The following is a 24,323-nucleotide window of genomic DNA, read 5'->3' on the forward strand; positions in this document are numbered from 1 at the left end:
GGACTGCGCGACACGCCATCTCGACGGATCGCGCCTATGGGAGTATGCGGGCCCATCAGCACGCGCGGACTCACCTGGGGGGACCGTGGATGACAGGGCCGGGCGGCGAAGCCCGGAACCGGCGGCGACCGGGACGGGCGGCCGGCGGCGGCATCGCCGGGCGCACCGTGACCCCGGCCGGACGGCGGCGACCCGGGTCGAACGGCTGCTGTCCGCCGCGCTCAACGCCAGGCTCCGCGACGACCCGGTGACCTTCGGGCGGTGCGCGGCGGAGCTGACGGCCCTGCCCGACGAGCCGGGCATGTCCGAGGAGCCGGGCATGTCCGAGGAGCCGGGCATGTCCGGTGCGGCAGGGTGGACCGGCGACTGGTCGCGGGTCGTCGACCGCGCGCTGGCCGGCCGCCTGAGCGCGGCGGTCACGGCCGCATGGGGGCTCGGGTGGGAGCCAGCCGACGTCGTACGGATCGTCCGCCGCCGGCACGGCGCCCGGCACGTGCGGATGGCCATCGACATGATCGCCGCGGAGATGCGCCGCTACTCGGCGGCGACAGTCGACGAACGGTGGCGGGCGCAGCTCGCCGTCCTCGACGCGCGGCCGTGGTGGAGCAGCGACGATGCCTACCCGGGCGAGTGGCGGGCCCGTGAGGGCGTCGGCCGCGCCGCCATGGTCACCAGCGCGCTCGACGTGCTGGTCGTGCTCACCACGCTGCCGGAACTGCCTCGGCTCTGCCCGCGGCCGGGTGAGGCCCGGCCGGGCGGGGCGCGTGGGCCGGCCGCGCCGGACGCGGGTGCTGCCGAGCGGGCGGTCGCGGACGAGCGGGCCCTCGCCCGGGTACGGGCGCTGCTGGCCAAGGCGGAGTCCACCGAGTTCCCCGAGGAGGCCGAGGCGCTCTCGGCACGGGCACAGGAGCTGATGGCCAGGTACCGCATCGACGCCGTGCTCCTGGCGGCCGGATCCGGGCCGGGCGGTGACGAGCCCGCAGGCCGGCGGGTGGGCGTGGACAGCCCGTATGAGGCTCCGAAGACGATGCTGTTGGACGCGGTCGCGCGGGCGAACAAGTGCAGGGTCGTGTGGCACCGCGGGCTCGGCTGTTGCACGGTGCTCGGCTACCCGGCGGATCTGGACGCGGTCGTGCTGCTGTTCACCTCGCTGCTGACGCAGGCGACCACCGCGCTGGTCGCCGCAGGTCCGCGCCGTGGCCCCGGTGGCCGGCCGCGTACGCGGTCGTTCCGCCGTTCGTTCCTGGTCGCGTACGCCCAGCGCGTCGGCGAGCGGCTGACCGAGGCCACCGAGGCGGCCGAACGGGGGGCGGCGGCGAAGTCACCGGGCACGGACCTGCTGCCGGTGCTGGCCGCACGCGAGGAGGCCGTCGATCACGCGGTGGGCCGGATGTTCCCCCATCTCGGGCGGTCGACGGTGACGGCGGCCCGCGACCGTGACGGGTGGCTGCTCGGGCGGGCGGCCGCCGACCTCGCCGCCCTGCACGGACGTGACGAGGTCACCGGCGCCGGCGACCGGGCGCCGTCACCGGTCAGGCGTTGAGGTAGGCGATCACGGCGAGCACCCGCCGGTTGTCGTCCTCGGACGGCGGCAGGCCGAGCTTGGCGAAGATGTTGTTGGTGTGCTTGCTGATGGCCTTGTCGGTGACGAACAGCTTGCCCGCGATCGCGGCGTTGGACCGGCCTTCGGCCATCAGCCCGAGCACCTCACGCTCCCGGGGGGTCAGGGCCTGCAGCGGTTCCTCCCTGGCGTGCCTGGCCAGCAGCTGCGAGACCACGTCCGGGTCGAGCGCGGTGCCGCCGCCGGCGACCCTGCGCACCGCGTCGACGAACTGCCCGACGTCCATCACCCGGTCCTTGAGCAGGTACCCGACACCGCCGCCGGAGTCGGAGAGCAGCTCACGGGCGTAGAGCTGTTCGACGTGCTGGGACAGGACGAGCACCGGCAGGCCGGGCACCCGCTTGCGCGCCTCGAGCGCCGCCTGCAGGCCCTCATCGGTGAACGTCGGCGGCAGCCGTACGTCGACGACGGCGACATCGGGCCGGTGCGAGGTCAGCGCCCGCAGGAGCGACGGGCCGTTGTCGACGGCCTCGACGACTTCGAAGTCGTAGGCGGTCAACAGCCGGATCAGCCCGTCTCTGAGGAGGGCGAGATCTTCGGCGATGACAACTCGCACGGCAGCTCCATGGTGACGACTGTGGGTCCGCCGGGCGGACTGGTCACCGCGATCGTGCCATCGAATGCGCTCAGGCGCCGCTCGATTCCCCGCAGCCCGGTGCCCTTGCCCGAGTCGGCGCCGCCGATGCCGTCGTCGCCGACGAGCATGACGAGCCGGCCGTCGGCATGGTGCGACTGCACCCACGCCCGCGCCGCCGCGCTGTGCTTGACCACGTTGGCCAGTGCCTCGGCGACGGCGAAGTAGGCGGCCGACTCCACCGGGGCCTGCGGGCGGCCGGGAAGATCGATGGCGACGTCGACGGGCATGGGAAGGCTGAGGGCGAGGGCCCGCAGGGCACCGTCGAGGCCGCGTTCCACGAGTACGGGGGGGTGGATGCCGCGTACGAGTTCGCGGAGCTCGGCGAGGGCCTGGCCGCTCGCCTGGCGCGCCTCGAAGAGGAGCTGCTGGGCGGCTTGGGGATCGGTCGTGAGGAGGTCTTCGGCCATGCCGAGGCTCATGCCCAGGGCGGCGAGGCGGGCCTGCGCTCCGTCGTGCAGGTCCCGTTCGATGCGGCGGAGTTCGGCGGCCGAGGCGTCGACCGCGTCGGAGCGGCTCTCGGTGAGCTGATGCACCCGCAGCGAGAGCGCCGCCTTGTGCGTTGGGGCCAGCAGCCACTGGGCGAACAGCGCGTAGCGCTTCACCAGCCATGGGCCGGCCGCCAGCCCGACCGACAGGATGATCATGCCTTGGGCGACGGCCAGGATGGAGTCGAGCAGGCTGTCGATCGGCCAGATCGCTCCATAGCCGTAGAAGGTGATGTGTCCGAGCCACGGTGCGACGAACAAGCCCTCGATGCCGTACACGACCAGGCAGCCGGGCAGCAGCCCGAGCACCAGGCCGACGGGGATGTTGAACAGCAGCCAGAGCAGGTCGCGCCACGTGGCCGGATCGCCGAGCAGCCACCGGCACTGCTGCCAGAGGCCCGTAATACCGCCTGAGAACTCCGGCCGGTGCCGGTAGGGGATCGGGATGTCCACGCCCGACCACTCCTTCGCCCACCCCCGCTGGAGGTTGGCGTAGGAGCGGATGCCCGCCATCACGGCCGGCACTAGGACCAGCCCGGCGCCGAGACCCATGAAGACGATGGACAGGATCGTCAGGATGAAGAGCGGGAGGGAGATCAACTGCGAGGACAGCGCATTGAGCAGCCCGCGATAGGACGGCCGGAGCCTGGCGCGCAGCCATGGGCCACGTCCGTCCGGCAGCCCGCGCATCGCGCTTCGCTGGTCCACGTCGGTCACGGTGGATCGCCTCTCTCCCAGCCCGACCGTTGGTCGCCGTGGGCCGCGGACGCCCGCGTCGATCAGCGTCCGGTGGCCCGTGGTCACCGGCCGGCCGTCGGGCCGGTATCGGCCGGTTCCCCCATTGTGGGCGACGTGGCCTCGCAGATCAGTGGTGTTAGACCTACCACTGTGGGCCGCTCGTGACGCGCGGCCGGTGATCGTCTCAGGCTCATCGGGTTCCAGCGGAGGCCTCGGCCGCGGAATGCGCGTGTGCCGGCCGCCGAGACCCGTTCCACCTGCGCCGAGCCCCTGTTACCGGCGCGGAGTGCGAGCGAGGCGGTGGTGGCGGACGCGCTCGCGACGGCCCGAGCGGCGGTCAGAGGGTCTCGACCTTGAACGGATCATGCTCGGCCAGCAGCTTGTCCAGCCGGGCCTTGTCGACACGGCTGACGACCGCGGTCTCCTCCTGGCGGTCACGGACGCACTTCGCCAGCGTGAACGTCGACGTGATCACGTAGAGCGTGCCCAGACCGAGGAAGGCCCGCATCCACGGGTCGGCGTTCAGGTAGACGATGCCGAGCCCGAGCGCCACGGATGAGACGGCGAACGAGATCGCGGCTTGGAGGTAGAAGGCGGTGGTGGTCTGCGGGTGTTGTGGAGTGCTCATGGCGCCATGGTCGACGGCCCGGTGAGGCCGCACATGAGTACGCGTACTCAACTCTGCTAGTCGGACATCCTGGGGCTTTGTCGGACATCATGGGCAGGATCCACGGTCGCGAGCCCCAGGCGGAATGGTCCGGGACCCTAGGGGAAATAGTGAGTTGTGTCGTCCATGCCGGTTATGTCGGACCTGATGGTCACGCTCAGGCGGGCCGCGAGGGCTCTGAAGGACGCGGAGATCGGCTTCGCCCTGGCGGGAGGCTATGCGGCGTACGCCAGGGGCGCGGCCGAGCCCACGCATGACGTCGACTTCGTGCTCCGCCAGGAGGACGTCGGCGTCGCGCTCGCAGCGCTGGGAGCCGCCGGCATGGAGCACCGGGCCTCTCCGGAGGACTGGCTGGAGAAGGCGTACGACGACGGTCGCCTCGTCGACCTGATCTTCAATCCGGCCGATCGGCCGGTGGACGTGGACCTGCTGCGGCGCGCGGAGCCCCTCTCCGTATCGGCGATCACGATGCCGGTGCTCACGGCCACCGATCTCGTGATCATGCGGCTGCTCGCCTACACGGAGACGACCTGCGACTTCAGTGAGTTCCTGCCGGTGTTACGTGCCCTGCGTGAGCAGATCGACTGGCCGCAGGTCGTCAAGGAGACGTCGCACTCGCCGTACGCCTATGCCCTGATCGAGCTGCTGGGGCGGCTCGGCGTCATCGAGCCGCAGAGAGGACAACCTGATGAGTGAGGACGTTCCGCAGTACCTGGCGGCGCACATCCACGACCGCCTGACCGCCGAGGCCGATGAGCTCGGCATTCGCGTCGACATCCGCGGAGAGCTGATCTATCTGCGTGGAGAGGTCGCCAGCGCGGAGCAGCGACGCCTCGTCGAGGACATCGCGCGAGAGATGGCGACGGGACGGCGCATCCGCAACGAGGTGCACGTGGTGGCGGTGCACGAGCCGGAGGGCGAGGAGCTACTTTCATGATCCGCGTCGCGGCCGTCGGTGACCTGCACGTGGGACCGGACATACGCGGCCATTACCGAGAACGCCTGACCGGCATCGCCGATCGGGCCGATCTACTGCTCGTCGCGGGTGATCTGACCAGGCACGGCACGATCGCCGAAGGTCACATCGCCGCCGAGGAACTGAGGGGCATCGGGGTGCCGGTCATCACCGTGCTGGGCAACCACGACTACCACTCCGATGTCGAGCTGGAGATCGCGCAGGTTCTGAGCGCCGCGGGCGTGACCGTGCTGGAGGGCACCGGAACGGTCGTGCAGTGCAACGGCACGCGGGTCGGGGTGGCCGGCGGGAAGGGCTTCGGCGGCGGCTTCGCCGGGCGCAGCGCCAGTGATTTCGGGGAGCCCGAGATGAAGGCGTTCGTCGGCTACACCAAGACGTTCGCCGCCCGGCTGCGTGCCTCTCTGATGTCGCTCGACGCCGACGTGCGCATCTGCCTGACCCACTACTCCCCGGTGAAGGACACCCTCGCCGGCGAGCCTCCGGAGATCTATCCGTTCCTCGGCAGCTACCTGCTGGCCGAGGCGATCGACCAGTCCGACGTCGACCTCGCGGTTCACGGCCACGCGCACAAGGGAACCGAGAAGGGTGTGACGCCGGGCGGGGTTCGGGTCCGCAATGTCGCCCTGCCGGTGATCCAGCAGGCCTACGCCGTCTACGGCCTGGTGCGGGAGGAGGCCGGCGAGCCTGCGGCGGAGCGGCGCTGACATGGGGCCTCGCGGTGGCCTCACCGGCCGCTGTTCCCCGTAAGGTGACGCCTGGGTAACATCATCCGAACCACATTCGGTTCTGTCGAGTAAGGTGCTGCTAATGGACTTGAACGGAGTTTCCGCCGTCGTATCCGGTGGTGCGAGCGGCCTCGGTGAGGCCACCGTCCGCGACCTCGCCGCCGCCGGCGTCAAGGTGGTCATCGCCGACCTGAACGAGGACAAGGGCAAGGCCCTCGCCGACGAGGTCGGCGGCGTGTTCGTCAAGACCGACGTCTCGGACGAGACCCAGGTCGAGGCCGCTGTCCAGGCCGCCGTCGACACCGGGGCTCCGCTGCGGGTCGTCGTCAACAGCGCCGGCATCGGCTGGGCGTCGCGCACCGTGGGCCGTGACGGCTCCCCGCACGACCTCGCGAGCTTCCAGAAGGTCATCCAGATCAACCTGGTCGGCACCTTCAACCTCATGCGGATCGGCGCCGCGGCGATCGCCAAGACCGACCCCGCCGACGCCGACGGGCTGCGCGGCGTGGTCGTCAACACCGCCTCGGTCGCCGCGCTCGAGGGCCAGACCGGTCAAATCGCCTACTCGGCGTCCAAGGGCGGCATCGTCGGCATGACCCTGCCCGCCGCGCGTGACCTCGCCGCGATCGGCGTACGGGTCAACACCATCTGCCCCGGCATCATCGACACCCCCATCTACGGCGAGGGCGAGGCGGCGGAGGCGTTCAAGGCCAAGCTGTCGGCACCCGTGCCCTTCCCCAAGCGCATGGGCCAGGCGTCCGAGTTCGCCCACCTGGTGCGCGCGCTGATCGAGAACGACTACATGAACGGCGAGACCATCCGGTTCGACGGCGGTATCCGCTTCCAGCCCAAGTGAGGCGCTGAACATGTCCGACGAAGTCCTTGTCGAAGTCGACGGCGGGGTCGCCGTCATCACCATCAACCGGCCCAAGGCCAGGAACGCCGTCAACGGCGCCGTCGCCCAGGGTGTCGCGTCGGCGCTCGACGAACTGGACGAGCGCAACGACGTATCGGCAATCGTGATCACCGGGGCCGGTGGCACGTTCTGCGCCGGCATGGACCTCAAGGGGTTCATGACCGGTGAGAACCCGATGGCCGGTGGCCGTGGTTTCGGCGGCATCGTCGAGAAGCCCCCGGCCAAGCCCGTGATCGCGGCGGTCGAGGGCTACGCGCTCGCCGGCGGCTGCGAGATCGCCCTGTCCTGCGACATGATCATCGCTTCCTCCGAGGCCAAGTTCGGCCTCCCGGAGGTCAAGCGCGGGCTGGTCGCAGGGGCAGGCGGCCTGCTGCGGCTGCCACAGCGGATCCCGTTCCACATTGCGATGGAGATGACCCTGACCGGGGACCACTACCCGGCGGGGCGGATGGCCGAGCTCGGCCTCGTCAACCGGGTCACCGAGCCGGGCGAGGCGCTCGCCGGCGCCAGGGAACTCGCCGGCCGGCTGGCCGAGAACGCCCCGCTGGCGCTGGCGGCCACCAAGCGGGTCATCGTCGAGTCGGCCGACTGGTCGCGCGACGAGGCCTTCGCCAAGCAGGGCGACATCATCAACCCCGTGTTCACGTCCAAGGACGCGATCGAGGGTGCGACGGCGTTCGCCGAGAAGCGCAAGCCCGTCTGGAAGGGCGAATAGCCCCACCCCTCCTGATCATGCAGTTGTTCGCGCGTCACGAGCGCGGGCCCGTCCATCGCCGGCGAAGAACTGCATGATCACGGCAGGGGTACTTGGGCATGATCATGCACTTGTGCGGGTGAGAGCCCGGGGCTTGGCGTACACGCCGATGCACAAGTGCATGATCACCACAGGGAGTCCTTGGCCGTGATCATGCACTTGTGCACACGGAACCCATGCTCCGGACCACCCGCCCACGCACAACTGCATGATCACGGCAGAGAGTTCTTGGCCGTGATCATGCAGTTATAGGCACGGAGCCCGGTGCACCGGTCGTGGAGCGCGGGTCAGGTTCCGAATCTGCATGAACAAATGCGTGATCATCACAGGGAGTCTTCTGCCGTGATCATGCAGTTGTTCGCGCGTCACGAGCGCGGGCCCGTCCGCAGCCGGCGAACAACTGCATGATCACGCCCGTGTGGTGGCGGCCTCTGGGCCGGGGTTCAGTGGGCGTTCAGGTTGCACTCAGGTTCATGCCGCATCCTGGAAAGCGGCGTACCGCCGGGCGCCACGGGATCGGGTCGGGGCGACCTCGGGAAAGACGGGAGAGTTCGTTGGCGGAGGGCACCATGCTCGACGGTCGAGCGCCGGACGTCCGGGGTCCGGAGGCGCGGCTCCTGGTCGTCGAGGACGAGCCGAACATCCGTGAGCTCCTCGCGGCGAGCCTGCGTTTCGCCGGCTTCGAGGTCGTGACCGCCGACGACGGCGGTGAGGCGGTACAGGCGGCGCAGCGGCACCGGCCGGACCTGATCGTCCTCGACGTCATGCTGCCCGACATGGACGGCTTCGACGTCGTGCGGCGTCTGCGGTCCGGCGGCGCCCGCACCCCGGTGCTCTTCCTCACCGCGCGCGACTCGGTCGAGGACCGCATCCGCGGCCTCACCATCGGCGGGGACGACTACGTCACCAAGCCGTTCAGTCTCGAGGAGGTCATCGCCCGGATCCGCGCCGTGCTGCGCCGCGTGCACGACACCGCGGCCGAGCCCTCGGCGCGGATGGCCTTCGCCGACATCGAACTCGACGAGGACAGCCACGAGGTCTGGCGAGCCGGCCGACCGGTGCAGCTGTCGCCGACCGAGTTCAAGCTGCTTCGCTACTTCATGGCGAACTCCGGTCGCGTGGTCTCCAAGGCCCAGATCCTCGACCACGTGTGGAACTACGACTTCCGGGGCGACGCCGGCATCGTGGAGTCCTATGTGTCCGCCCTGCGCCGCAAGGTGGACAACGCCGAGCCCAGGCTCATTCATACGCTGCGCGGCGTGGGATACGTGCTGCGTCTCCCGCCGTCATGAAGCCGGCCGTCATGAAGCCCAACGTCGTGAACCCCGCCGCCATGAACCCCACCGGCATGAACCCCACCGGCATGAGTGCCGCAGTCCGGCATGGCCCGTGGGCCCGCATGCCGCTGCGGGTGAAGCTCATCGCCGCGCTGCTGCTCCTGCTCCTGCTCGCGCTCACCGCCATGGGCGTGGCCGGGGTGTCGGTCATGCGCGGCTATCTGGTGGACCGGGCGGACGGGCAGTTGCAGGCGGCCCAGCGCCAGGTCGTCGGGCAGATCGTGAACGGCGATGGACCGCACACTGCGGACGGCACCCTCTTCCTGCGCGTCCCGAGCGGGTTCGTCGCCCAGATCAGGAACGCCCAGGGCGACATCACCTCGGGCACCGAGACACAGGACGGCCGGAGCGGGCCTCGGATCGACGCCGACGCCGGCTCGCGTGCGGGCGGTCCGTTCACCGTGCACGGCTGGCGGGCGCTCGTGACGCAGTTGCCCGACGGCGGCTCGCTGACCCTCGCGCTCAGCATGGACGAGATCGACCGTACGATCGGCCGGCTCATCAGCCTCGATCTCATCGTCAGCGCGGTCGTCGTGATCGTGCTGGCGGGCGTCGGCATCTGGGTCGTACGGACGAGCATGCGCCCGCTCGTCGAGATCGAGCAGACCGCCGAGGCCATCGCCTCGGGGCACCTGGCCCGGCGCGTGCCCGAGCATCCGCCGGGCACCGAGGTGGGCCGGCTCGGCCGGGCGCTGAACAGCATGCTCGCCCAGATCGAGATGGCGTTCCGGTCCCGTGCCGAGTCGGAGGCGACCGCACGGCAGTCGGAGGAGCGGATGCGCCGTTTCGTCGCCGACGCCGGCCACGAGCTGCGCACGCCGCTCACGGCGATCCGCGGATTCGCCGAGCTCTACCGCCAGGGGGGCGCGCGCTCACCGGAGGAGCTGGACCGGCTGATCGGCCGCATCGAGGACACCGCGGCCCGCATGGGCCTGCTCGTCTCGGATCTGCTGCTGCTCGCCCGGCTCGATCAACAGCGTCCGCTGGAGCGGCGGCCCGTGGATCTGCTGGCCGTCGCCGCCGACGCCGTCGGCGAGGCCCGGGTACTCGATGCGGACCGCGCCGTCGAGCTGGCCGTACGAGGGGGAGCGGCCTACCAGGTCCTTGGTGACGAGCCACGGCTGCGTCAGGTGCTCGGGAACCTGCTGGCCAACGCGCTCACCCACACACCGGCCGGCACGCCCGTCGAGGTACGGCTCAGGACCGCAGATCCGGGGGAGGAGCGCCGCCTGTGGGCCCGGTACCCCGGTGCCTGGGGAGCGGCCGGCCCCGGCGGCGCGCCGCCGTTCACCCCCACGGACGGCCGGGCTCGGGCGGTCGTCTGCGAGGTCGCCGACAAGGGGCCGGGACTGACCCGTGAACAGGCAGAGCGGGTCTTCGAACGGTTCTACCGGGCCGACCAGGCGCGCGGCGGAGATGGCGGCACCGGGCTCGGTCTGGCCATCGTGGCCGCGCTGGTGGCGGCGCACAGCGGCCTCATCGAGCTCGACACCGAACCCGGTCAGGGAGCGACCTTCCGCGTTCTTCTTCCGCTCGCCCTGGACTGACCTCGCGAGGGGCCGCAACGACGCCCTTTCGCCGCCGAGCCAGGCGAGGCGATGCGACGGGGACGACGTTCAGGAAACTCTCAGCAAGGCTCCAGAGGCGCTGCAGGTCCGTGATCGACGCTGGTCTCAAGCGACGACGAAAGGGACCGAAAATGAACGCGAAGGACGAGCCCGGAACCGTACCGGAACCACGGCCGGCGGCGGAATCACCCGCAGTACCGGAATCACCCGCCGCGGCCGAAGAGCCGGCGGCATCGGAAGCACTGGCGGCATCGCAAGAGCCGGCGGCATCGGAAGCACCGGTCGCATCTGGAGCGGCGCCCGCGGCCGGATCGACCCCCGCCTACGGCCCCCCGCCCACCTACGGAACTCCGCCCGTCTATGGGCCTCCGCCCGCCTACGGGCCTCCACCCGGATACGGGCCTCCACCCGGATACCGGCCGCCGCCCGGCCACGGGCCGGCACCGGCCGCTGCGCACCCGTTCGGACCGGCCTTCGCAGCCGAACCCGGCGCCGCACCGGCGTCATCAGAATCCGTCCGCCCGTGGAGTCAATGGACGCGGCGCAGCAGAACGCTCGCGGTTAGCGCGGTCGTGGCCCTCGCGCTCGGCGCGGGTGCCGCGGGAGCGGCGGGCGCGGTCGTGCTGACCGGGCCGGAGTCGGTGCTCGCCAGCCCCACCGTGGTGAACGGTGCGTCCAGCGCGTCCGGCGGGTCCGTGTCCAAGATCGCTGCCGCGGTGCAGCCGAGCGTCGTCTCCATCGCAGCGCGGTCGGCAGAGGGCGAGGCCAGCGGATCAGGGGTCATCCTGCGATCCGATGGTGTGATCCTCACGAATGCCCATGTGGTCGATGGCGCGAGCCAGGTGGTGGTGAAGTTCAGCGCAGGGAAGTCGGCCCCCGCGACGATTCTGGGTCAAGATCCCTCCACCGACATCGCGGTGATCAAAGCCGGCGGAGTGTCGGGGCTCAAGCCCGCCACCCTCGGCGACAGCGGCGCCCTGGTGGTCGGCGACTCGGTGCTGGCGATGGGCAGCCCACTCGGCCTGGACGGTTCGGTGACGGCCGGCATCGTGAGCGCGCTGAATCGTACGATCAACGAGGGCAGTGACGAGGGGCAACAGCAGCCGGGGCTGCCGTTCGGTCCCGGCGGCGGCCGGGGGCAGCAGCAGGGCGCCACGATCACGAACGCCATCCAGACGGACGCCGCCATCAACCCCGGCAACTCCGGGGGTGCCCTGGTGAACGGCTCCGGTCAGGTGATCGGGATCAACACCGCGATCGCGACCACCGGCAGTGGATCGGGCAACATCGGCGTGGGCTTCGCCATCCCGATCAACTCGGCCAAGAAGGCCGCCGACGCCATCATCGCCGACTCGGGCTCCGTCGGCTCCGCCTGATCCACCCACCGTCCGTCCTGGGGCTATTCCTGAGCTCAGTCGGGCGGGGATATCGGCGTAGCGAGCTTCATGCGGCGGGGCGGATGGGCCTTCGCCAGCATGCGGCGCGTCTTGCGGAGGTAGAGCGAGCGCGGCAGCGTGCGTACCGAGAGCGGCAGGCGCGGGTAGACGAATGACAGGATGCCCATGAGCAACCGGAACCGCGCCTGCCGGGAGGCGTTCCACGTCCAGCCGTACTGCTCGCGGATCGGCTCGGGCATCAGCCCGGCGGTGATGAGCCGGATCGCCATGAGGCCCGGCTCGAACACCTTGGGCAGATCGGGGTGGAGGACCTGGTCGGCGATCGCCCTGGAGGCGTCGCTGATCCGCAGTGTGTTGAGCATGTCGGCGTAGTACTCGCGAAAGTCGGGGTAATCCGCCGGCAGCGCCTCCTCCGGACAGCCGAGGATGGTCGCGAAGATCTTGCTTTGCTGGTAGTGGACCTCGAGTTCGGCGGCGGTGAAACGGTGCCGGAAGATGAGCTCGTAGGCCTGCGCGCTCACCGCGAAGAGCGTCGCGGCGACCCAGACCTGCAACTCGGGATCACTGGCTCGGTAATCCGGGCCGGTCACCTTGTCGTGGAGCCGGCGGACGATGGCGCTGACCTGTTCGGCCTCGTCGCGGGTGCCGCACGCCACCGTGTAGACCCAGCCCATCGTGTGCTGGAGCCGGCGCAACGGATCCTGTGCCGTGTAGCTGTGGTCGTACACGCCCTGAGCGACTCCGGGATGCGCGGTCTGCAGCAGCGAGGCGGCGCCGCCGGTGGCGATGAGGATGCCCTCGCGGGCGATCACATGGACCGGGTCGTTCTCATGAAAGATCCCGTTGCTCATGCGAGGTATTGTAAGTAAGCACTTGCTTGTTTACCAGTATAAGAACCGCGCCAGCTTTGTGGCGATTTCTGGTGATACTTCCAGCCCGCCTCGCAGCCCACTGCGCATTGCCGATGCGACGGCCTCGCAGCTGCCTGGAGCATGCTGTTGTCGAGGTGCTGCAGCGCGGATTCTGTTCCATTCTGGGCTGTATGGACGGTGAGCACCTGCATCCGGACAGCCACGATCACGGCCATCGGCCCGATCGCGATCATCACGATGATCACGGTCATGGCGACGGTCACGGGCATAGCCACGAACACGCTCATCGGCACGCCCGCGACGCGGGGACGGCATGGCAGCGGGTACGCCACGGCCTGCGGCCGCACTCGCACGACCCGGCGGACAAAGTGGACGCGGCGTTGGCCGCCGACGCGGACGGGATGCGTGCGCTGTGGATCTCGCTGGCCGGGCTCGGGGCCACCACGGTCGTCCAGGCCGCCGTGGTGGTGCTCTCCGGATCGGTGGCGCTGCTGGGCGACACCCTGCACAACGCCGCGGACGCTCTCACCTCCGTACCGCTGGCCATCGCGTTCGTGCTGGGCCGCCGCCCACCGAACCGCCGCTACACCTACGGGTACGGACGGGCGGAGGATCTGGCCGGCGTGGCCATCGTGCTGGCGATCGCGCTGTCCTGCGTCGCGGCCGCCTACTCGGCGATCCACCGGTTGCTGCACCCGCAGGAGGTGTCCCACCTGGCCGCGGTCGCGGCGGCGGCACTGATCGGTTTCGTCGGCAACGAACTGGTCGCCGCCTACCGCATCCGGGTGGGGCGCAGGATCGGCTCCGCCGCGCTCGTGGCGGACGGCCTGCACGCCCGCGCCGACGGCTTCACGTCGCTGGCCGTGCTGGCCGGTGCGGGCGGGGTGGCGCTCGGTCTGCCCTGGGCCGACCCGGTCGTGGGCCTGCTCATCACCGTCGTCATCGTCATGGTGCTGCGCCAGGCGGCCCGCGAGGTCTACCGCCGGCTGATGGACGCGGTCGATCCGGCCCTGGTCGATCGGGCCGAGCAGGTGCTGCGCGGCATCGAAGGTGTGCTGGGGGTGGGGGAGGTGCGCATCCGGTGGATCGGCCACCGGCTCCGCATGGAGTGCGAGATCGTCGTCCGGCCCGACTCGACCGTCGTGGCGGCGCACCGCGTCGCGGTCGAGGCCGAGCACGCGCTCATCCATGCCGTCCCTCGCCTGTCGGCGGCCCTCGTGCACGCCGACCCCCAGACCCACCACGGTGTCGACCACCACGCCGAGCTGGCCCACCATCGGTAGCGCCCGCGCGCCGGACCGCCCGCACGGACCGCCCGCACGGACCGGCCACACGGGCAGGCGCCGGGCGGAAATCCGGGAGACATGATCGATAACTGCGGCGATAATGGAGGAATGCCCGGCCCGATTCATCTGCGCGGCTCGGCCGTCATCCCGGCGACCGAGTTCAACTGGCGTTTCTCCAGGTCGTCCGGGCCCGGCGGCCAGCACGTCAACACGAGCTCCACGGCCGCGGAGCTCTCCTTCGACCTCGCCGGGTCACCGTCGATACCGGAACCGCTCAAGCAGCGCGCCCTGGACCGGTTGGCCGGCCGGCTCGTCGACGGTGTCATCACCATTCGAGCCGAGGAACACCGGTCACAGTTGCGCAATCGTGAGGCGGCGCGAATGCGCCTCGCCGCGCTGCTCACCGAGGCGACGGCGCCACCGCCGAAGCAGCGCCGTCCCACCAAGCCGAGCCGTGGGATGCGCGAGCGACGGCTGGAGAACAAGCGGCATCGCTCCGAGATCAAGCGCTCGCGGTCCCGCCGGCACGACTACTGACCGACCTGACTCCAGTCCGCCGAACGAATGGTGCGCAGAGCCTCGCGCCGGGTGTCGCCGGTCAGGAAATCGATGTAGACCTTGCCGCCCAGGTGGTAGGTCTCGTGCAACAGGCACCGGGCGAAGTAGCCGGTGCCCTCGACGCGGATCGGCTCGCCGTTGGCGTCGACGCCCTCGACGACCGCGTGGTCGGCGCGCGGCGTCGGAAAGTGCAGCCCCGGGACGGACAGGCAGCCCTCATCGGCGAGGAGCGTCTCGCCGCCCTCGGCCACCAGCACCGGGTTGACCACGTGCCCGACATGGCGGCGTCCCTTGTCGTCCTCGCAGTCGTACACGAAGACCCGCAGAGAGACACCGATCTGGTTCGCCGCCAGCCCCACGCCCTCAGCGGCGTGCATCGAGACGAACATGTCGTCGATCAGACGTCCCAGGTCGGCGTCGAACGACCGTACGGTGTCGCATTCGGTTCGCAGCACCGGGTCGCCCAGCAGCCGGATCGGCCGTACGGTCCCGCGTCCCTTCCCTGGCGTCCTCATGCGCCGAACACTAAAGGCTGGGCATGCCCAATGCGGAATCAGGCGGTCGCGAACGGTACGGCGCGTACGGAATCGGGCCGCCGCGAAGGGCCTGGCCCGTGCGGAGTCAGGGCGCCGGGAACGGCACGGCGCCCCTTGCCGAGCGGACTCGGCAAGGGGCGCCGTGGACATGCGTGCGGCAAGGGCTGATCAGCCGGCGTCGTCGTCGGACGGCTTGGGCGCGGGCGGTGCCTGTGGCGGCACCTGTCCGGCCTGGGGCGTCTTCGGCTCCGCGGACGGCGTGGACGGTGAGTGCTGGCCGATGGAGTCCGACGACCCAGGAGGCACCGAGCCACCCGACGGGCCGGACGGCGGCGAGGCGGAGTGCCGGGGCCCGCCGGACGAGCCGGGCAGGCCGGACGGCACCGGAGCGCCGGGCGCACCCGACGGCGACGATCCGCCAGGCGACGCCGGTGCACCGGGCGATGCCGATCCGCCAGGCGATGCCGGTGAGCCGGCCGACGCCGGTGAGGTGGCCGGCGCGGGCGGCGCCGGGGGCTTGGCCGGTGCCGGAGGCGCGGGCGGCGCCGGCGGCTTGGCCTGGGGCGGTACCGGCGGTGCGCTGTGCCGTGGCCCGGCGGGCTGCGCGGGCTCGGCGCCGGACGCCGATGACGACCCGGGAGCCTTGTGCACGGGCGCCGGCGGAGCGGTGTGCTTGGGCGCCGGAGCGGCGCCGTGCTTGCCGGCCGGAGCGCCCCCCTGCTTGCGCGGGGCCTGACGGACCGCGTCGTCGACCATCTTCTCGAGCGGCCCGGCCGCGTCCTCGGCCTTCAGCAGGGTGTTGAGCGTCGTGCTGATCTCGGTGAGCCGCTGCAGCGCCTGCGAGTGGTTCCTGGTCAGCTGGGTGAGCCGCTGGGTGGCGCCCTCGTTGATCACACTGGAACGGCGCTCCGCCGCCGTGAGCGTGCGCTCGGCCTCGAGCCGGGCGCTCGTCACGGTGTGGTCGGCCTCCTGCTTGGCCTGGGAGAGAACGTTGTCGGACTCCTTCTTGGCGGCGCTCAGGATCTGGTTGGCCTTGTCCTGGGCGGCGGACATGTCCTTCTCGGCGTGCCCGCGGGCATCGTCGATGATCCGCTTGGACGCGGCCTCCGCCTCCTTGCGGATCTGAGTGCCCTTGTCCTCGGCCTCGGCCAGTTTGTCCCTGGCCTCGTCTTCGGCGAGGTTGATGATCTGCCGGAGGCGATCGCTCAGGTCGTCACCGGTCGGCTTGCGCGCCTCGCGGACCTCGGCCATCTCGCGGCGGGTCCGTTCGACGTCGTCCAGCGCCCGGGCGAGCCGGGTCTCGAGGTCGCGGATCTGGTTCTGGCTGCGGGCGATGAACTCTTCGACCTGACGGCGGTTGTAGCCGCGCATCACGATCTCGAACGACTCGTCACGGAGCAGGTTCGGAAGGATCTCTGTTTCGTTGCTCATGAGCCTAAGGGGGTTGGGAGGGACGTCGGAGTCGACTCTCGTCCGATCCACCCCATTCGCGCAACCGGAACGCCTGGTCCGGCACAGATTTCGTTACTCCGGTGAGGCAACAAGTCACGTAATGAAATGAAATGCCGCCCAGCCGCCGCCCTCGATCAGGTCCGTACGATCAAGGCCATGACTTACTTGGGGTCTCTCGGGCCCGACGAGCCGGTGGTGCACCCCGACGCGTGGATCGCGCCGGGCGCCGTGGTCGTCGGCAAGGTGACGCTCGGCCGAGCGGCGAACGTCTGGTACGGATCGGTGCTGCGCGGCGACGACGAGGAGATCGTGGTCGGCGAGGAGTGCAACATCCAGGATCTCTGCTGTCTGCACTCCGACCCCGGCCAGCCGGCGATCCTCGAGGACCGCGTGAGCCTCGGGCACAAGGCGATGGTGCACGGAGCGTACGTCGAGAGGGGCTCGCTCATCGGCATCGGGGCCATCGTGCTGGGCGGCGCGCGCATCGGCGCGGGCTCGCTGATCGCCGCGGGCGCGGTGGTCGGGCCGGGTAAGCAGATCCCGTCCGGTGTTCTCGTGGCCGGCGTCCCCGGCCGGATCGTCCGCGAGCTGACGCAGGGCGACCGTGCCGTCATGGAGCACACGCCGGACAGTTATGTGGCGAAAGCACGGCGGCACCAATCCGCACAATGGCGGTCTCACCAGGACTGATACCGATTTACGTGGCCACCGGCCATGTGATCGGAGTGAGATCCGTCCGTCCGACAACTACGATGACGGCGTGGTGTGGGGACCGGGCTACGTCGGCGCGCCGCCGCAGAGCCCCCCGATGGCTCAGGATCCATTCACGGCGGCGGAGCGCGACACGCATGCGATGGTGACCGCCGGCTGGTGGTCGTCGGCGCCTCCGCAACAGCGCCAGCACTCGATCGCGGGGCGCGTTCTCGTGCTGCCCGACGGCACGTCATGGCTGTTCGGCGCGTGGGCCCGCTGGTACCGCTGGCACCCGTCGGACGGCCAGTGGTACCTCTGCCCGCCGCCGCAGGCGACCGCCACGCGCATGTCGGCGCGCCCCGCGCAGGCCGGCCAGGTCCCTGGCCTGCCGGCGCACGTGGTGCCGGCCGGGCCCGACTTCAGCTTCGACGCGCCAACACCGCTCCCCTTCGTCGGTCACGACCTCTCGGCCGAGCTCACCGCCCGCATCCGGGCGACCGTGGAGTCCGCCGCGCAGCTGCCGGCGGCGGAGTACCCGCACTGGTGGAAGCTGTTCTCCTCGTCGGCGCCCAGCACCGTCGCGCTGGCCTGGGGCGTCATGCTGTGGTGCGCGGCCGCGCCGGCGTTCGACTCCCGCCTCGACGAGCAGATGCTCGGCCTCTGGTCCCCTTACCGCGCCAAGCCGCTGCCCACGGTCGACGGCCCGCGCTGGCTGACCCCGCCGCCGCTCGAGGCACTGGTCGGGCTCTACTCCGAGCGACTGCGCGCCGATCGGGTCGACGCGGCGGTCGTGGTGCTCCGCACCATGTGGGCGATAGCCAGCGCGCTCCGCGAAGACGTACGCTTCCGCGCCCGCGCGGACGCACTCCTCGCCATCCTCGGCTCGACCCTCAACAACCCGACCGTCGACTACGGCGCGCTGCCGTACGGAGACCAGGCCCTCGTCCAGCAGTGGCTGACCCGCTGCCCGCCCCATCTCGCGCCGGCGCTGCGGATGGAGAGCTCGCCGGGCGATCATTTCCGGCACTCCTACTACGCGCTCGCGCACGCCATCGCCCAGGTCTCCGGTGACTCCGCCGAACCGGCCTACATGGAGCCGCGTCTGGTGGCCGCCGCGCTCATCGCCGCCGACCTCGCGGTGGTGCGGCAGGACGTGGTCGACAAGGTCGTACCGTGGCTGGACCCTGAGATCCGCTACACCGTGCAGGCCGTGCTCAGCCAGAACGGGCACCCGCTGCGCAGGCTGTGGCCGGTCGACGCCGTGCTTCCCGACCTGCTGCGCGGCGGTGGCGGCGACGGCAACGAGACCCTCCTGGCCGCGATGTACGGCGTCGATCTGGCATGGTGCCGGCTCGCCGACGGCATCCCGGCGAGACCGCGCGGCTTCCCGGTGCCCACCGCGATCATCGCCCAGATCATCGGGGTCCAACGCGCCACGTCCGTCGCCAAGGAGCCGGTCACGCCCGCGCCCGGCATCGCACCCGCCGCGTCGCAACACCCGGGCGGCCCGGCTCAACAGGGCGCGGCTCAACAGGGCGCGGCTCAGCCGGGGTGGCCTGGCGGCGACCTGGGCGGATCCCCGGGACAGCCGCCGGGCGGGCAACCACCGGGCGGCGCGCCCTGGGGTCAGCCGTGGACGCCCTCGCCCCCCGACCCGAACCCGGGCTGGCAGAGCCCGTCCGGCGCTCCGCAGGCCGGCGGTCTCTTCGGCGCACCGGATCTGCCCGGTGCGCCGGGCCTGCCGTACGTTCAGCCGCCCGCGCAGGGACCCGCCCACGATCCGGGGAACGCCTCCCCGCGCGACTCCCCGTACCAGGCCGAGCAGTCACCGTGGCCAGGGCAGGAGAGGCCGCCCGTGCCACCCGGTGCCGGCGGCGCACCCGGTGGAGGGCCATCGCCCGGTTGGCCGGGATCGGACCGGCGGGAGCCCGGTGGGAGTGCGGGCCCGCAGTGGCCGGCCGAGGAGCCGCAGGTACCCGCGGCCTTCGGCATGCCGGGTGCCGCCCGCCACGAGCAGCAGCCGGGCCCACACCCCGGCCCGCAGCAGGACGAGGCATGGTCGCCGCCCTACGACCCCGGCCCGGCCGGCGGACGACATGATCGGCCCGGCGGAGCCGCATTCGGAGCCGGTCCGGGCGGTGCACAGTACGAACCACCCGGCATGGGCGGCGCCCCGTACGGACCCGGTCCGGCCGGTGCACGGTTCGACGCGGGTCCGGGCGGTGCCCCGTACGATCCCGCCCCCGGCAACGCCGAGTACGAACCCGACCCCGGTGCCGCTCCGTACGGACCCGGCCCCGGCAATACGCCGTACGGGCCCGGTCCTGGCGGTGCGCAGTATGAACCCGGCCCGGGCGCTCCGCCGCATGAGTCCGGTCCGGGCGGCCCGCCGCATGACTCCGGCCCGGGAGGCGCCCCCTACGGCCCGGGTCCGGTCGGCCGCGCACCAGTGCCCCCGTACGCCGGCCCGGGCGCCGACGGCGGATCTCCGTACGGTCGGCAGGCGGAGGGATCCGATCCGTCCGAGACCCGGATCGACCACCCGGTCGCCCGGCTTCCCGCGGAGGGCACGGCCCGGCCGGGCGGCGCGGCGCCGCCTCGCACGCGCGTGTACGGCGGGCCGGAGGAGACGTCACCCGACCGGGGCGAGCCGGAGCGGGCGGCGCCGAACAAGCCCCCGGCGGTCAAGCCGCCGCCTCCCGGCACCCGGATCATGTCCGAGACCATGATCGGCAGTTTCGACTTCCTGGAGGACACGCCCGCGCCCGCGCAGCCGGTGCACGAGATCGAGCCGCCCCCGGGGGCCACGGCGCGACCGGTCACCGAGCGGTTCGGCGTGTCGTTCATGTCCGGCGACGAGAACGCGGCCGGGCTGCTCGACGAACTGCAGCTCACCGCCCGGGCGCTCACCGACCCCGAGTCGACCGCCGCGTCCGCGCCGAGTGTGCTGCTCGTGGGCTCGCCGCACACCGGGCAGCGCCGGTTGGCGCGGCTGATCGCTCTCACACTGGCGGACGCGGGGGTGGGCGACGGCGCCATCCGCACCGCCAACGCCGACGATGTCCGCGGCGCCACGGCCGAGCGGATGGAGACGGTGCTGGAGCCGGGCGGCCCGGCGCTGTTGTTCGAGCGGTTCGACACGGCGATCCTCGAGTCCGCGGACCCGGCCGCCGCGATCGGGGCCGTACGCCGCATGCGGGTTGACCGGCTCAGCGGCACCACCCTGATCGCCACCTGCGAGCCGCGGGCCTACAAGCGGCTGGCTCAGGACCACCCCGAGCTCATCGAGGTGTTCCGGGTCTTCCGGATGCCCGACCTCACCCGGCTGGACGGCAGGCTGACGCTGCTGCACGTGCTGGCCGACGAGCGCCGGGTCACGGTCGGCGGCGAGGCCATGGAGGTCGCCGGCGAGGACCTGGCCCGGCTGCGCGGGCCCGGTGAGCTCGTGAACGCGCGTTTGGTGGAGACCTACCTCGATCAGGCGTGCCAGCGGCACGTCACCCGGGCTGGGGCGACCCGCGACCGGCTGGTGCTGGTCCCCGAGGACTTCGCCGGGGTGGCCGAGGCCATCGAGCCGGCGCTGCGGCCGCCGGGGGACATCGACACCTTCCTGAACAGGCTCGATCAGATGCTCGGCCTCGACGAGGTCAAGCAGACCGTCGAGGGTCTGGTCGCCGAGGCGCGGCTGGCCGCTGACCGGGCACATCACGGCCTGCCGTCCGGAAACGCCAGCAGGCATCTGATCTTCCAGGGTCCGCCGGGCACCGGGAAGACCACGGTGGCCGGGCTGCTCGGCGGGGTCTACGCGGCGCTCGGCCTGCTCGACTCCGGGCACATCGTCGCCTGCCGGCCGGTGCACCTGGCCGGCCGTGACGCGGTCGACACCGAGAACCGGGTGGGCGCCATGATCGAGCAGGCGATGGGCGGCGTGCTGCTCATCCAGCAGGCACATCGGCTGGAGCGCTCGCCCGCGGTGGTGGCCGAGCTCCTGCGGTACATGGAGGAACGGCGCGACAAGTTCATGGTGGTCTGCACCAGCCGGTCCGAGGAGATGGCCTCCTTCCTCGACGCCAACCCCGGCTTCCGGGTCGAGTTCGGCACGATCGTGGAGTTCGAGCCGCTGTCGGACCGCGAGCTCGTCCAGCTCTTCCAGCGGCAGGCCGAGCGGGACCTCTACATGCTCGATGAGGAACTGCGGGTAGAACTGCTCGCCCGATTCGAGCGGATGCGGGAGCGGGACGACTTCGAGAATGCGCGGACGGTCCGCGCGGTGTTCGAACAGACCGTCGCGCGGCAGGGCACCCGGCTGGCCGGCGTCAACGTCGACGCCGCGACCGTCGCCCGACTCACCACCCACGATCTCCCCGACTCGACGCTGGAGCAGATGCTCGGCAACCTGCATCAAGATCCTCATCTGTGACTCTGCGTAGGCATATGGTTCGCCTCACGGGGAAGACCACCTCGGAGAGTGGCCACCGAATGGTTCTCTTGGGCCATGCGCCGCGAGATGGGTGAAGCGTAATCTCATCAGTGGTGTGGGGAATGAACGGAGGTGGACGCGGTGCGCCAGCAGTATCTTGATCTGCGCGTCCACGACCGTGTTGCGCTGGACGAAATCGAGCTCTACTCCGAGATCCTGAGCGCCGTGGCAAAGGCCGAGCGGCCGCTGACCACGGCGGAGATCGACCTGGTCCTCGGGGTGCGTCCCGCAGCCAGTCGTCGCGAGTTGACGCCCTAGCAGGATGGTGTCCGCCGGGGGGCGACCGTCAGAGTCGCTCCCCGTCCCTCCGCCTCACGCGGGTTCGGTGTCGTAGCCGGCCTCGTCGATCGCGGCCCGCAGCACGGCGTCATCCAGCTCCTCGCCACGCACCGTCACCCGTTTGGCGTCGACGTCGACGACCACCTCGCGCACGCCGGCCACCCGGCCGACCTCGCCGCTGATGGCGCTGACGCAGTGGCCACAGCTGATCGCCGGGACTGTGAAAGTAATCTCACTCAACGCGGGAGCCTTTACTCCTGTGCGAACTCGGATGCGCGCCGAGCCTATACCCGGGCACGCGGGAGTCGCCGGTGCCCGGGCGGCGTCGCCGGGCCCCGTCGGGGGCGCAGCCGCCTGATCGCCCCGCTCCTGTGGTGGCTCTGAGCGTCCGGCCGCGTCACGGTGCCGTCGCCGGCCGGTGCGCAACGGGACGACCCCCCGGGAGCGCGAGCTTCATGATCTTGGGCGACCATGGGGGTGAGAGGGGACCGACGGCTCGGCGAAGCCGACGTGAAGGTGTTCTTTACGTCCGATAGCGCCTACGATCCTCACCGGACCATTCCCGCACATCAGGAGTACGACGTGCGCTTGCGTCTCACACCACGTGAGGACAGCTTCTACGGCATGTTCGCCGACTCGGCGAACAATCTGGTCACCGCAGCCAGCCTGCTCGTGGAACTCATCAGCGATGGCGCTGACCGCGAGGCCGTCGCGGAGAAGATGCGCGCCTGCGAGCATGCGGGTGACGAGTGCACTCATGCCATCATGCGCCGGCTGAACGAATCCTTCATCACGCCGTTCGACCGGGAGGACATATACAACCTCGCCTCGCTGCTCGACGACGTGATGGACGAGATGGAGGAGGCGGCCGATCTGGTCGTCCTCTACAAGATAGAGACGTTTCCGAAGGACATCGTCAAGATGGTGGAGGTGCTCGAGCGGGCCGCGGAGCTGACCGCCGAGGCGATGCCCCGGCTGCGCTCGATGAAGGAACTCAACGAGTACTGGATCGAGATCAACCGGCTCGAGAACCAGGGCGACCAGATCTACCGGAAGCTGCTGGCCCACCTGTTCAGCGGCGAGTACGACGCGCTGACCGTGATGAAGCTCAAGGAGGTCATCGATCGCCTCGAAGAGGCCGCCGACGCCTTCGAGCATGTCGCCAACACCGTTGAGACCATCGCGGTCAAGGAATCATGAGCACGGTACAAGAGCGAAGTCCGCAGGTCCGCGAGGAGCCACCGCCACTGGTGTCGCCTTCGATCGTGCGGCGGCTCATGGTCATCGGTGTGCCGGCCGTCCTCATGGCGCTGGTCGGGATCTGGCTCCTCGGCCGGCTGGTGGGCACCGAACTGGCCGTGCTCATCACCGTCGTGGTGATCGCGCTGATCTTCGATTACACGAACGGGTTCCACGACGCCGCCAACGCGATCGCCACGTCGGTCTCCACCCGGGCCCTGACCCCCCGGGTGGCGCTGATCATGGCGGCGGTGATGAATCTCCTGGGGGCCCTGCTCGGCACCGAGGTCGCCAAGACCGTCAGCGAGGTCATCACACCGCCGACGGGTCTGCACGGGCTGACGGTCGTGGGCGCCGGCGTTCTCGGAGCGATCACCTGGAACCTCATCACCTGGTACTTCGGGCTTCCGTCCTCGTCGTCCCACGCTCTGATCGGTGGAGCGGTCGGCGCCGGCCTGGCCTCGGCGTCCGACGTGAACTGGGACAAGGTCGTCGACAAGGTCGCCATTCCGATGGTGATCTCACCGCTGGTGGGGTTCGGCGTCGCCTACCTGGTGATGGTGGCGATCCTGTGGATCTTCCGGCGGTCACAGCCGGGCCGGATAAGCCGCCGGTTCCGCATCGCGCAGTCGCTCTCCGCGGCCTCCATGGCGCTCGGGCACGGACTGCAGGACGCCCAGAAGACGATGGGCATCATCGTGCTCGCGCTCGTCACGACCGGTCACCACACGCAGGGCGGCGGCGTTCCGCTGTGGGTCGTCCTGGTGTGCGCGGGCGCGTTGTCGGCGGGCACCTACGCCGGTGGCTGGCGGATCATGCGCACGCTCGGCCGGAAGGTCATCGAGCTCGATCCGCCGAAGGGCTTCGCCGCCGAGCTGACGGCGTCGGCCGTGCTGTACTCGACGGCCTTCATCTGGCACGCCCCCATCTCCACGACGCACACGATCACTTCGGCGATCATGGGTGTCGGGGCGACCAAGCGGCTGTCGGCCGTCCGCTGGGGAGTGGCCGGCGGCATCATCATGGCCTGGGTGCTGACCATCCCGATGGCGGGCCTGGTGGCGGCCCTCGCCTACACCGTGGTTCATTTCTTCGGGGCCTGAACAC

At 70.9% G+C, this 24,323-nt stretch carries 24 protein-coding genes; 16 read left to right on the top strand and 8 right to left on the bottom strand.

Going from position 1 to position 24,323, the window contains the following annotated elements:
- Positions 1-85: 85 nt before the first annotated feature.
- The gene (locus tag HKK72_RS42045) at positions 86-1,543 is read left to right on the top strand and encodes a DUF2786 domain-containing protein (protein ID WP_187233714.1); all 1,458 of its coding nucleotides are present in this window, start codon (positions 86-88) and stop codon (positions 1,541-1,543) included.
- Here HKK72_RS42045 and HKK72_RS08490 read toward each other — a convergent pair.
- From HKK72_RS08490 to HKK72_RS08500, 3 genes are all read right to left on the bottom strand, one after another.
- Positions 1,533-2,177, bottom strand: coding sequence for a response regulator (locus HKK72_RS08490; RefSeq protein ID WP_187233715.1), 645 nt, complete (start codon positions 2,175-2,177; stop codon positions 1,533-1,535). The two genes, HKK72_RS42045 and HKK72_RS08490, sit on opposite strands and share 11 nt — an antisense overlap.
- Complete coding sequence (locus tag HKK72_RS08495) at positions 2,129-3,451, bottom strand: sensor histidine kinase (RefSeq protein ID WP_315987147.1); 1,323 nt, start codon at positions 3,449-3,451, stop codon at positions 2,129-2,131. The genes HKK72_RS08490 and HKK72_RS08495 overlap by 49 nt, the downstream gene beginning before the upstream one ends.
- A gap of 367 nt (positions 3,452-3,818) precedes the next feature.
- Positions 3,819-4,109: a YiaA/YiaB family inner membrane protein gene (locus HKK72_RS08500; RefSeq protein ID WP_187233716.1), complete on the bottom strand. Its 291-nt coding sequence runs from the start codon at positions 4,107-4,109 to the stop codon at positions 3,819-3,821.
- A 186-nt stretch (positions 4,110-4,295) separates the two neighbouring features.
- On the opposite strand from HKK72_RS08500, the gene HKK72_RS08505 reads away from it, so the two are divergent.
- From HKK72_RS08505 to HKK72_RS39760, 8 genes are all read left to right on the top strand, one after another.
- Positions 4,296-4,844: a nucleotidyltransferase family protein gene (locus HKK72_RS08505; protein WP_261986656.1), complete on the top strand. Its 549-nt coding sequence runs from the start codon at positions 4,296-4,298 to the stop codon at positions 4,842-4,844.
- Entirely contained in the window at positions 4,837-5,085 is a 249-nt protein-coding gene (locus HKK72_RS08510; RefSeq protein WP_187233718.1) for a BON domain-containing protein, read from the top strand. Before HKK72_RS08505 ends, HKK72_RS08510 begins: the two co-directional genes overlap by 8 nt.
- On the top strand, positions 5,082-5,828 hold the full coding sequence (locus HKK72_RS08515) for a metallophosphoesterase (protein ID WP_187233719.1): 747 nt from the start codon (positions 5,082-5,084) through the stop codon (positions 5,826-5,828). Before HKK72_RS08510 ends, HKK72_RS08515 begins: the two co-directional genes overlap by 4 nt.
- Positions 5,829-5,931: 103 nt before the next feature.
- On the top strand, positions 5,932-6,705 hold the full coding sequence (locus HKK72_RS08520) for an SDR family oxidoreductase (RefSeq protein ID WP_187233720.1): 774 nt from the start codon (positions 5,932-5,934) through the stop codon (positions 6,703-6,705).
- A gap of 10 nt (positions 6,706-6,715) precedes the next feature.
- The gene (locus tag HKK72_RS08525; RefSeq protein WP_187233721.1) at positions 6,716-7,480 is read left to right on the top strand and encodes a crotonase/enoyl-CoA hydratase family protein; all 765 of its coding nucleotides are present in this window, start codon (positions 6,716-6,718) and stop codon (positions 7,478-7,480) included.
- A gap of 608 nt (positions 7,481-8,088) precedes the next feature.
- The gene (locus HKK72_RS08530; RefSeq protein ID WP_187233722.1) at positions 8,089-8,811 is read left to right on the top strand and encodes a response regulator transcription factor; all 723 of its coding nucleotides are present in this window, start codon (positions 8,089-8,091) and stop codon (positions 8,809-8,811) included.
- A gap of 11 nt (positions 8,812-8,822) precedes the next feature.
- Complete coding sequence (locus HKK72_RS08535; RefSeq protein ID WP_261986657.1) at positions 8,823-10,403, top strand: sensor histidine kinase; 1,581 nt, start codon at positions 8,823-8,825, stop codon at positions 10,401-10,403.
- 593 nt (positions 10,404-10,996) lie between these two features.
- Positions 10,997-11,800, top strand: coding sequence for a S1C family serine protease (locus HKK72_RS39760; protein ID WP_315987148.1), 804 nt, complete (start codon positions 10,997-10,999; stop codon positions 11,798-11,800).
- Between the two features lie 35 nt (positions 11,801-11,835).
- Here the strand turns inward: HKK72_RS39760 and HKK72_RS08545 are convergent, their stop codons facing one another.
- On the bottom strand, positions 11,836-12,672 hold the full coding sequence (locus tag HKK72_RS08545; protein ID WP_187233724.1) for an oxygenase MpaB family protein: 837 nt from the start codon (positions 12,670-12,672) through the stop codon (positions 11,836-11,838).
- Complete coding sequence (locus HKK72_RS08550; RefSeq protein WP_187233770.1) at positions 12,669-12,980, bottom strand: hypothetical protein; 312 nt, start codon at positions 12,978-12,980, stop codon at positions 12,669-12,671. Before HKK72_RS08550 ends, HKK72_RS08545 begins: the two co-directional genes overlap by 4 nt.
- An 81-nt stretch (positions 12,981-13,061) precedes the next feature.
- On the opposite strand from HKK72_RS08550, the gene HKK72_RS08555 reads away from it, so the two are divergent.
- The gene (locus HKK72_RS08555; protein ID WP_315987149.1) at positions 13,062-13,976 is read left to right on the top strand and encodes a cation diffusion facilitator family transporter; all 915 of its coding nucleotides are present in this window, start codon (positions 13,062-13,064) and stop codon (positions 13,974-13,976) included.
- 111 nt (positions 13,977-14,087) lie between these two features.
- Positions 14,088-14,516 carry an alternative ribosome rescue aminoacyl-tRNA hydrolase ArfB gene (gene arfB / locus HKK72_RS08560; RefSeq protein ID WP_187233726.1) on the top strand — a complete coding sequence of 143 codons (429 nt, stop codon included), beginning with the start codon at positions 14,088-14,090 and terminating at the stop codon, positions 14,514-14,516.
- Here arfB and def read toward each other — a convergent pair.
- Together def and HKK72_RS08570 are read right to left on the bottom strand one after the other, a co-directional pair.
- Positions 14,510-15,052: a peptide deformylase gene (gene def, locus HKK72_RS08565; RefSeq protein ID WP_187233727.1), complete on the bottom strand. Its 543-nt coding sequence runs from the start codon at positions 15,050-15,052 to the stop codon at positions 14,510-14,512. The two genes, arfB and def, sit on opposite strands and share 7 nt — an antisense overlap.
- A 189-nt stretch (positions 15,053-15,241) precedes the next feature.
- Positions 15,242-16,504, bottom strand: a complete 1,263-nt coding sequence (locus HKK72_RS08570; protein ID WP_187233728.1) for a DivIVA domain-containing protein — start codon at positions 16,502-16,504, stop codon at positions 15,242-15,244.
- Positions 16,505-16,681: 177 nt separating this feature from the next.
- On the opposite strand from HKK72_RS08570, the gene HKK72_RS08575 reads away from it, so the two are divergent.
- From HKK72_RS08575 to HKK72_RS08585, 3 genes are all read left to right on the top strand, one after another.
- Entirely contained in the window at positions 16,682-17,215 is a 534-nt protein-coding gene (locus HKK72_RS08575) for a gamma carbonic anhydrase family protein (protein ID WP_187233729.1), read from the top strand.
- 70 nt (positions 17,216-17,285) lie between these two features.
- Positions 17,286-21,638, top strand: coding sequence for an AAA family ATPase (locus tag HKK72_RS42050; protein ID WP_187233730.1), 4,353 nt, complete (start codon positions 17,286-17,288; stop codon positions 21,636-21,638).
- A gap of 132 nt (positions 21,639-21,770) precedes the next feature.
- Entirely contained in the window at positions 21,771-21,956 is a 186-nt protein-coding gene (locus tag HKK72_RS08585) for a hypothetical protein (protein ID WP_187233771.1), read from the top strand.
- A 54-nt stretch (positions 21,957-22,010) separates the two neighbouring features.
- On the opposite strand, the gene HKK72_RS08590 is transcribed toward HKK72_RS08585, so the two are convergent.
- Positions 22,011-22,217 (bottom strand): heavy-metal-associated domain-containing protein, encoded by a 207-nt coding sequence (locus HKK72_RS08590; RefSeq protein WP_187233731.1) that lies wholly within the window; start codon positions 22,215-22,217, stop codon positions 22,011-22,013.
- A gap of 342 nt (positions 22,218-22,559) precedes the next feature.
- Here HKK72_RS08590 and HKK72_RS08595 point away from each other — a divergent pair, with 342 nt between their 5' ends.
- Complete coding sequence (locus HKK72_RS08595; RefSeq protein WP_187233732.1) at positions 22,560-23,177, top strand: DUF47 domain-containing protein; 618 nt, start codon at positions 22,560-22,562, stop codon at positions 23,175-23,177.
- A 104-nt stretch (positions 23,178-23,281) separates the two neighbouring features.
- Positions 23,282-24,319, top strand: a complete 1,038-nt coding sequence (locus tag HKK72_RS08600; RefSeq protein WP_187233768.1) for an inorganic phosphate transporter — start codon at positions 23,282-23,284, stop codon at positions 24,317-24,319.
- The last annotated feature ends 4 nt before the right edge of the window (positions 24,320-24,323 follow it).

Origin of the sequence: Actinomadura sp. HBU206391, from assembly GCF_014323665.1 — a bacterium.
Taxonomy (GTDB): Bacteria; Actinomycetota; Actinomycetes; order Streptosporangiales; family Streptosporangiaceae; genus Actinomadura_C.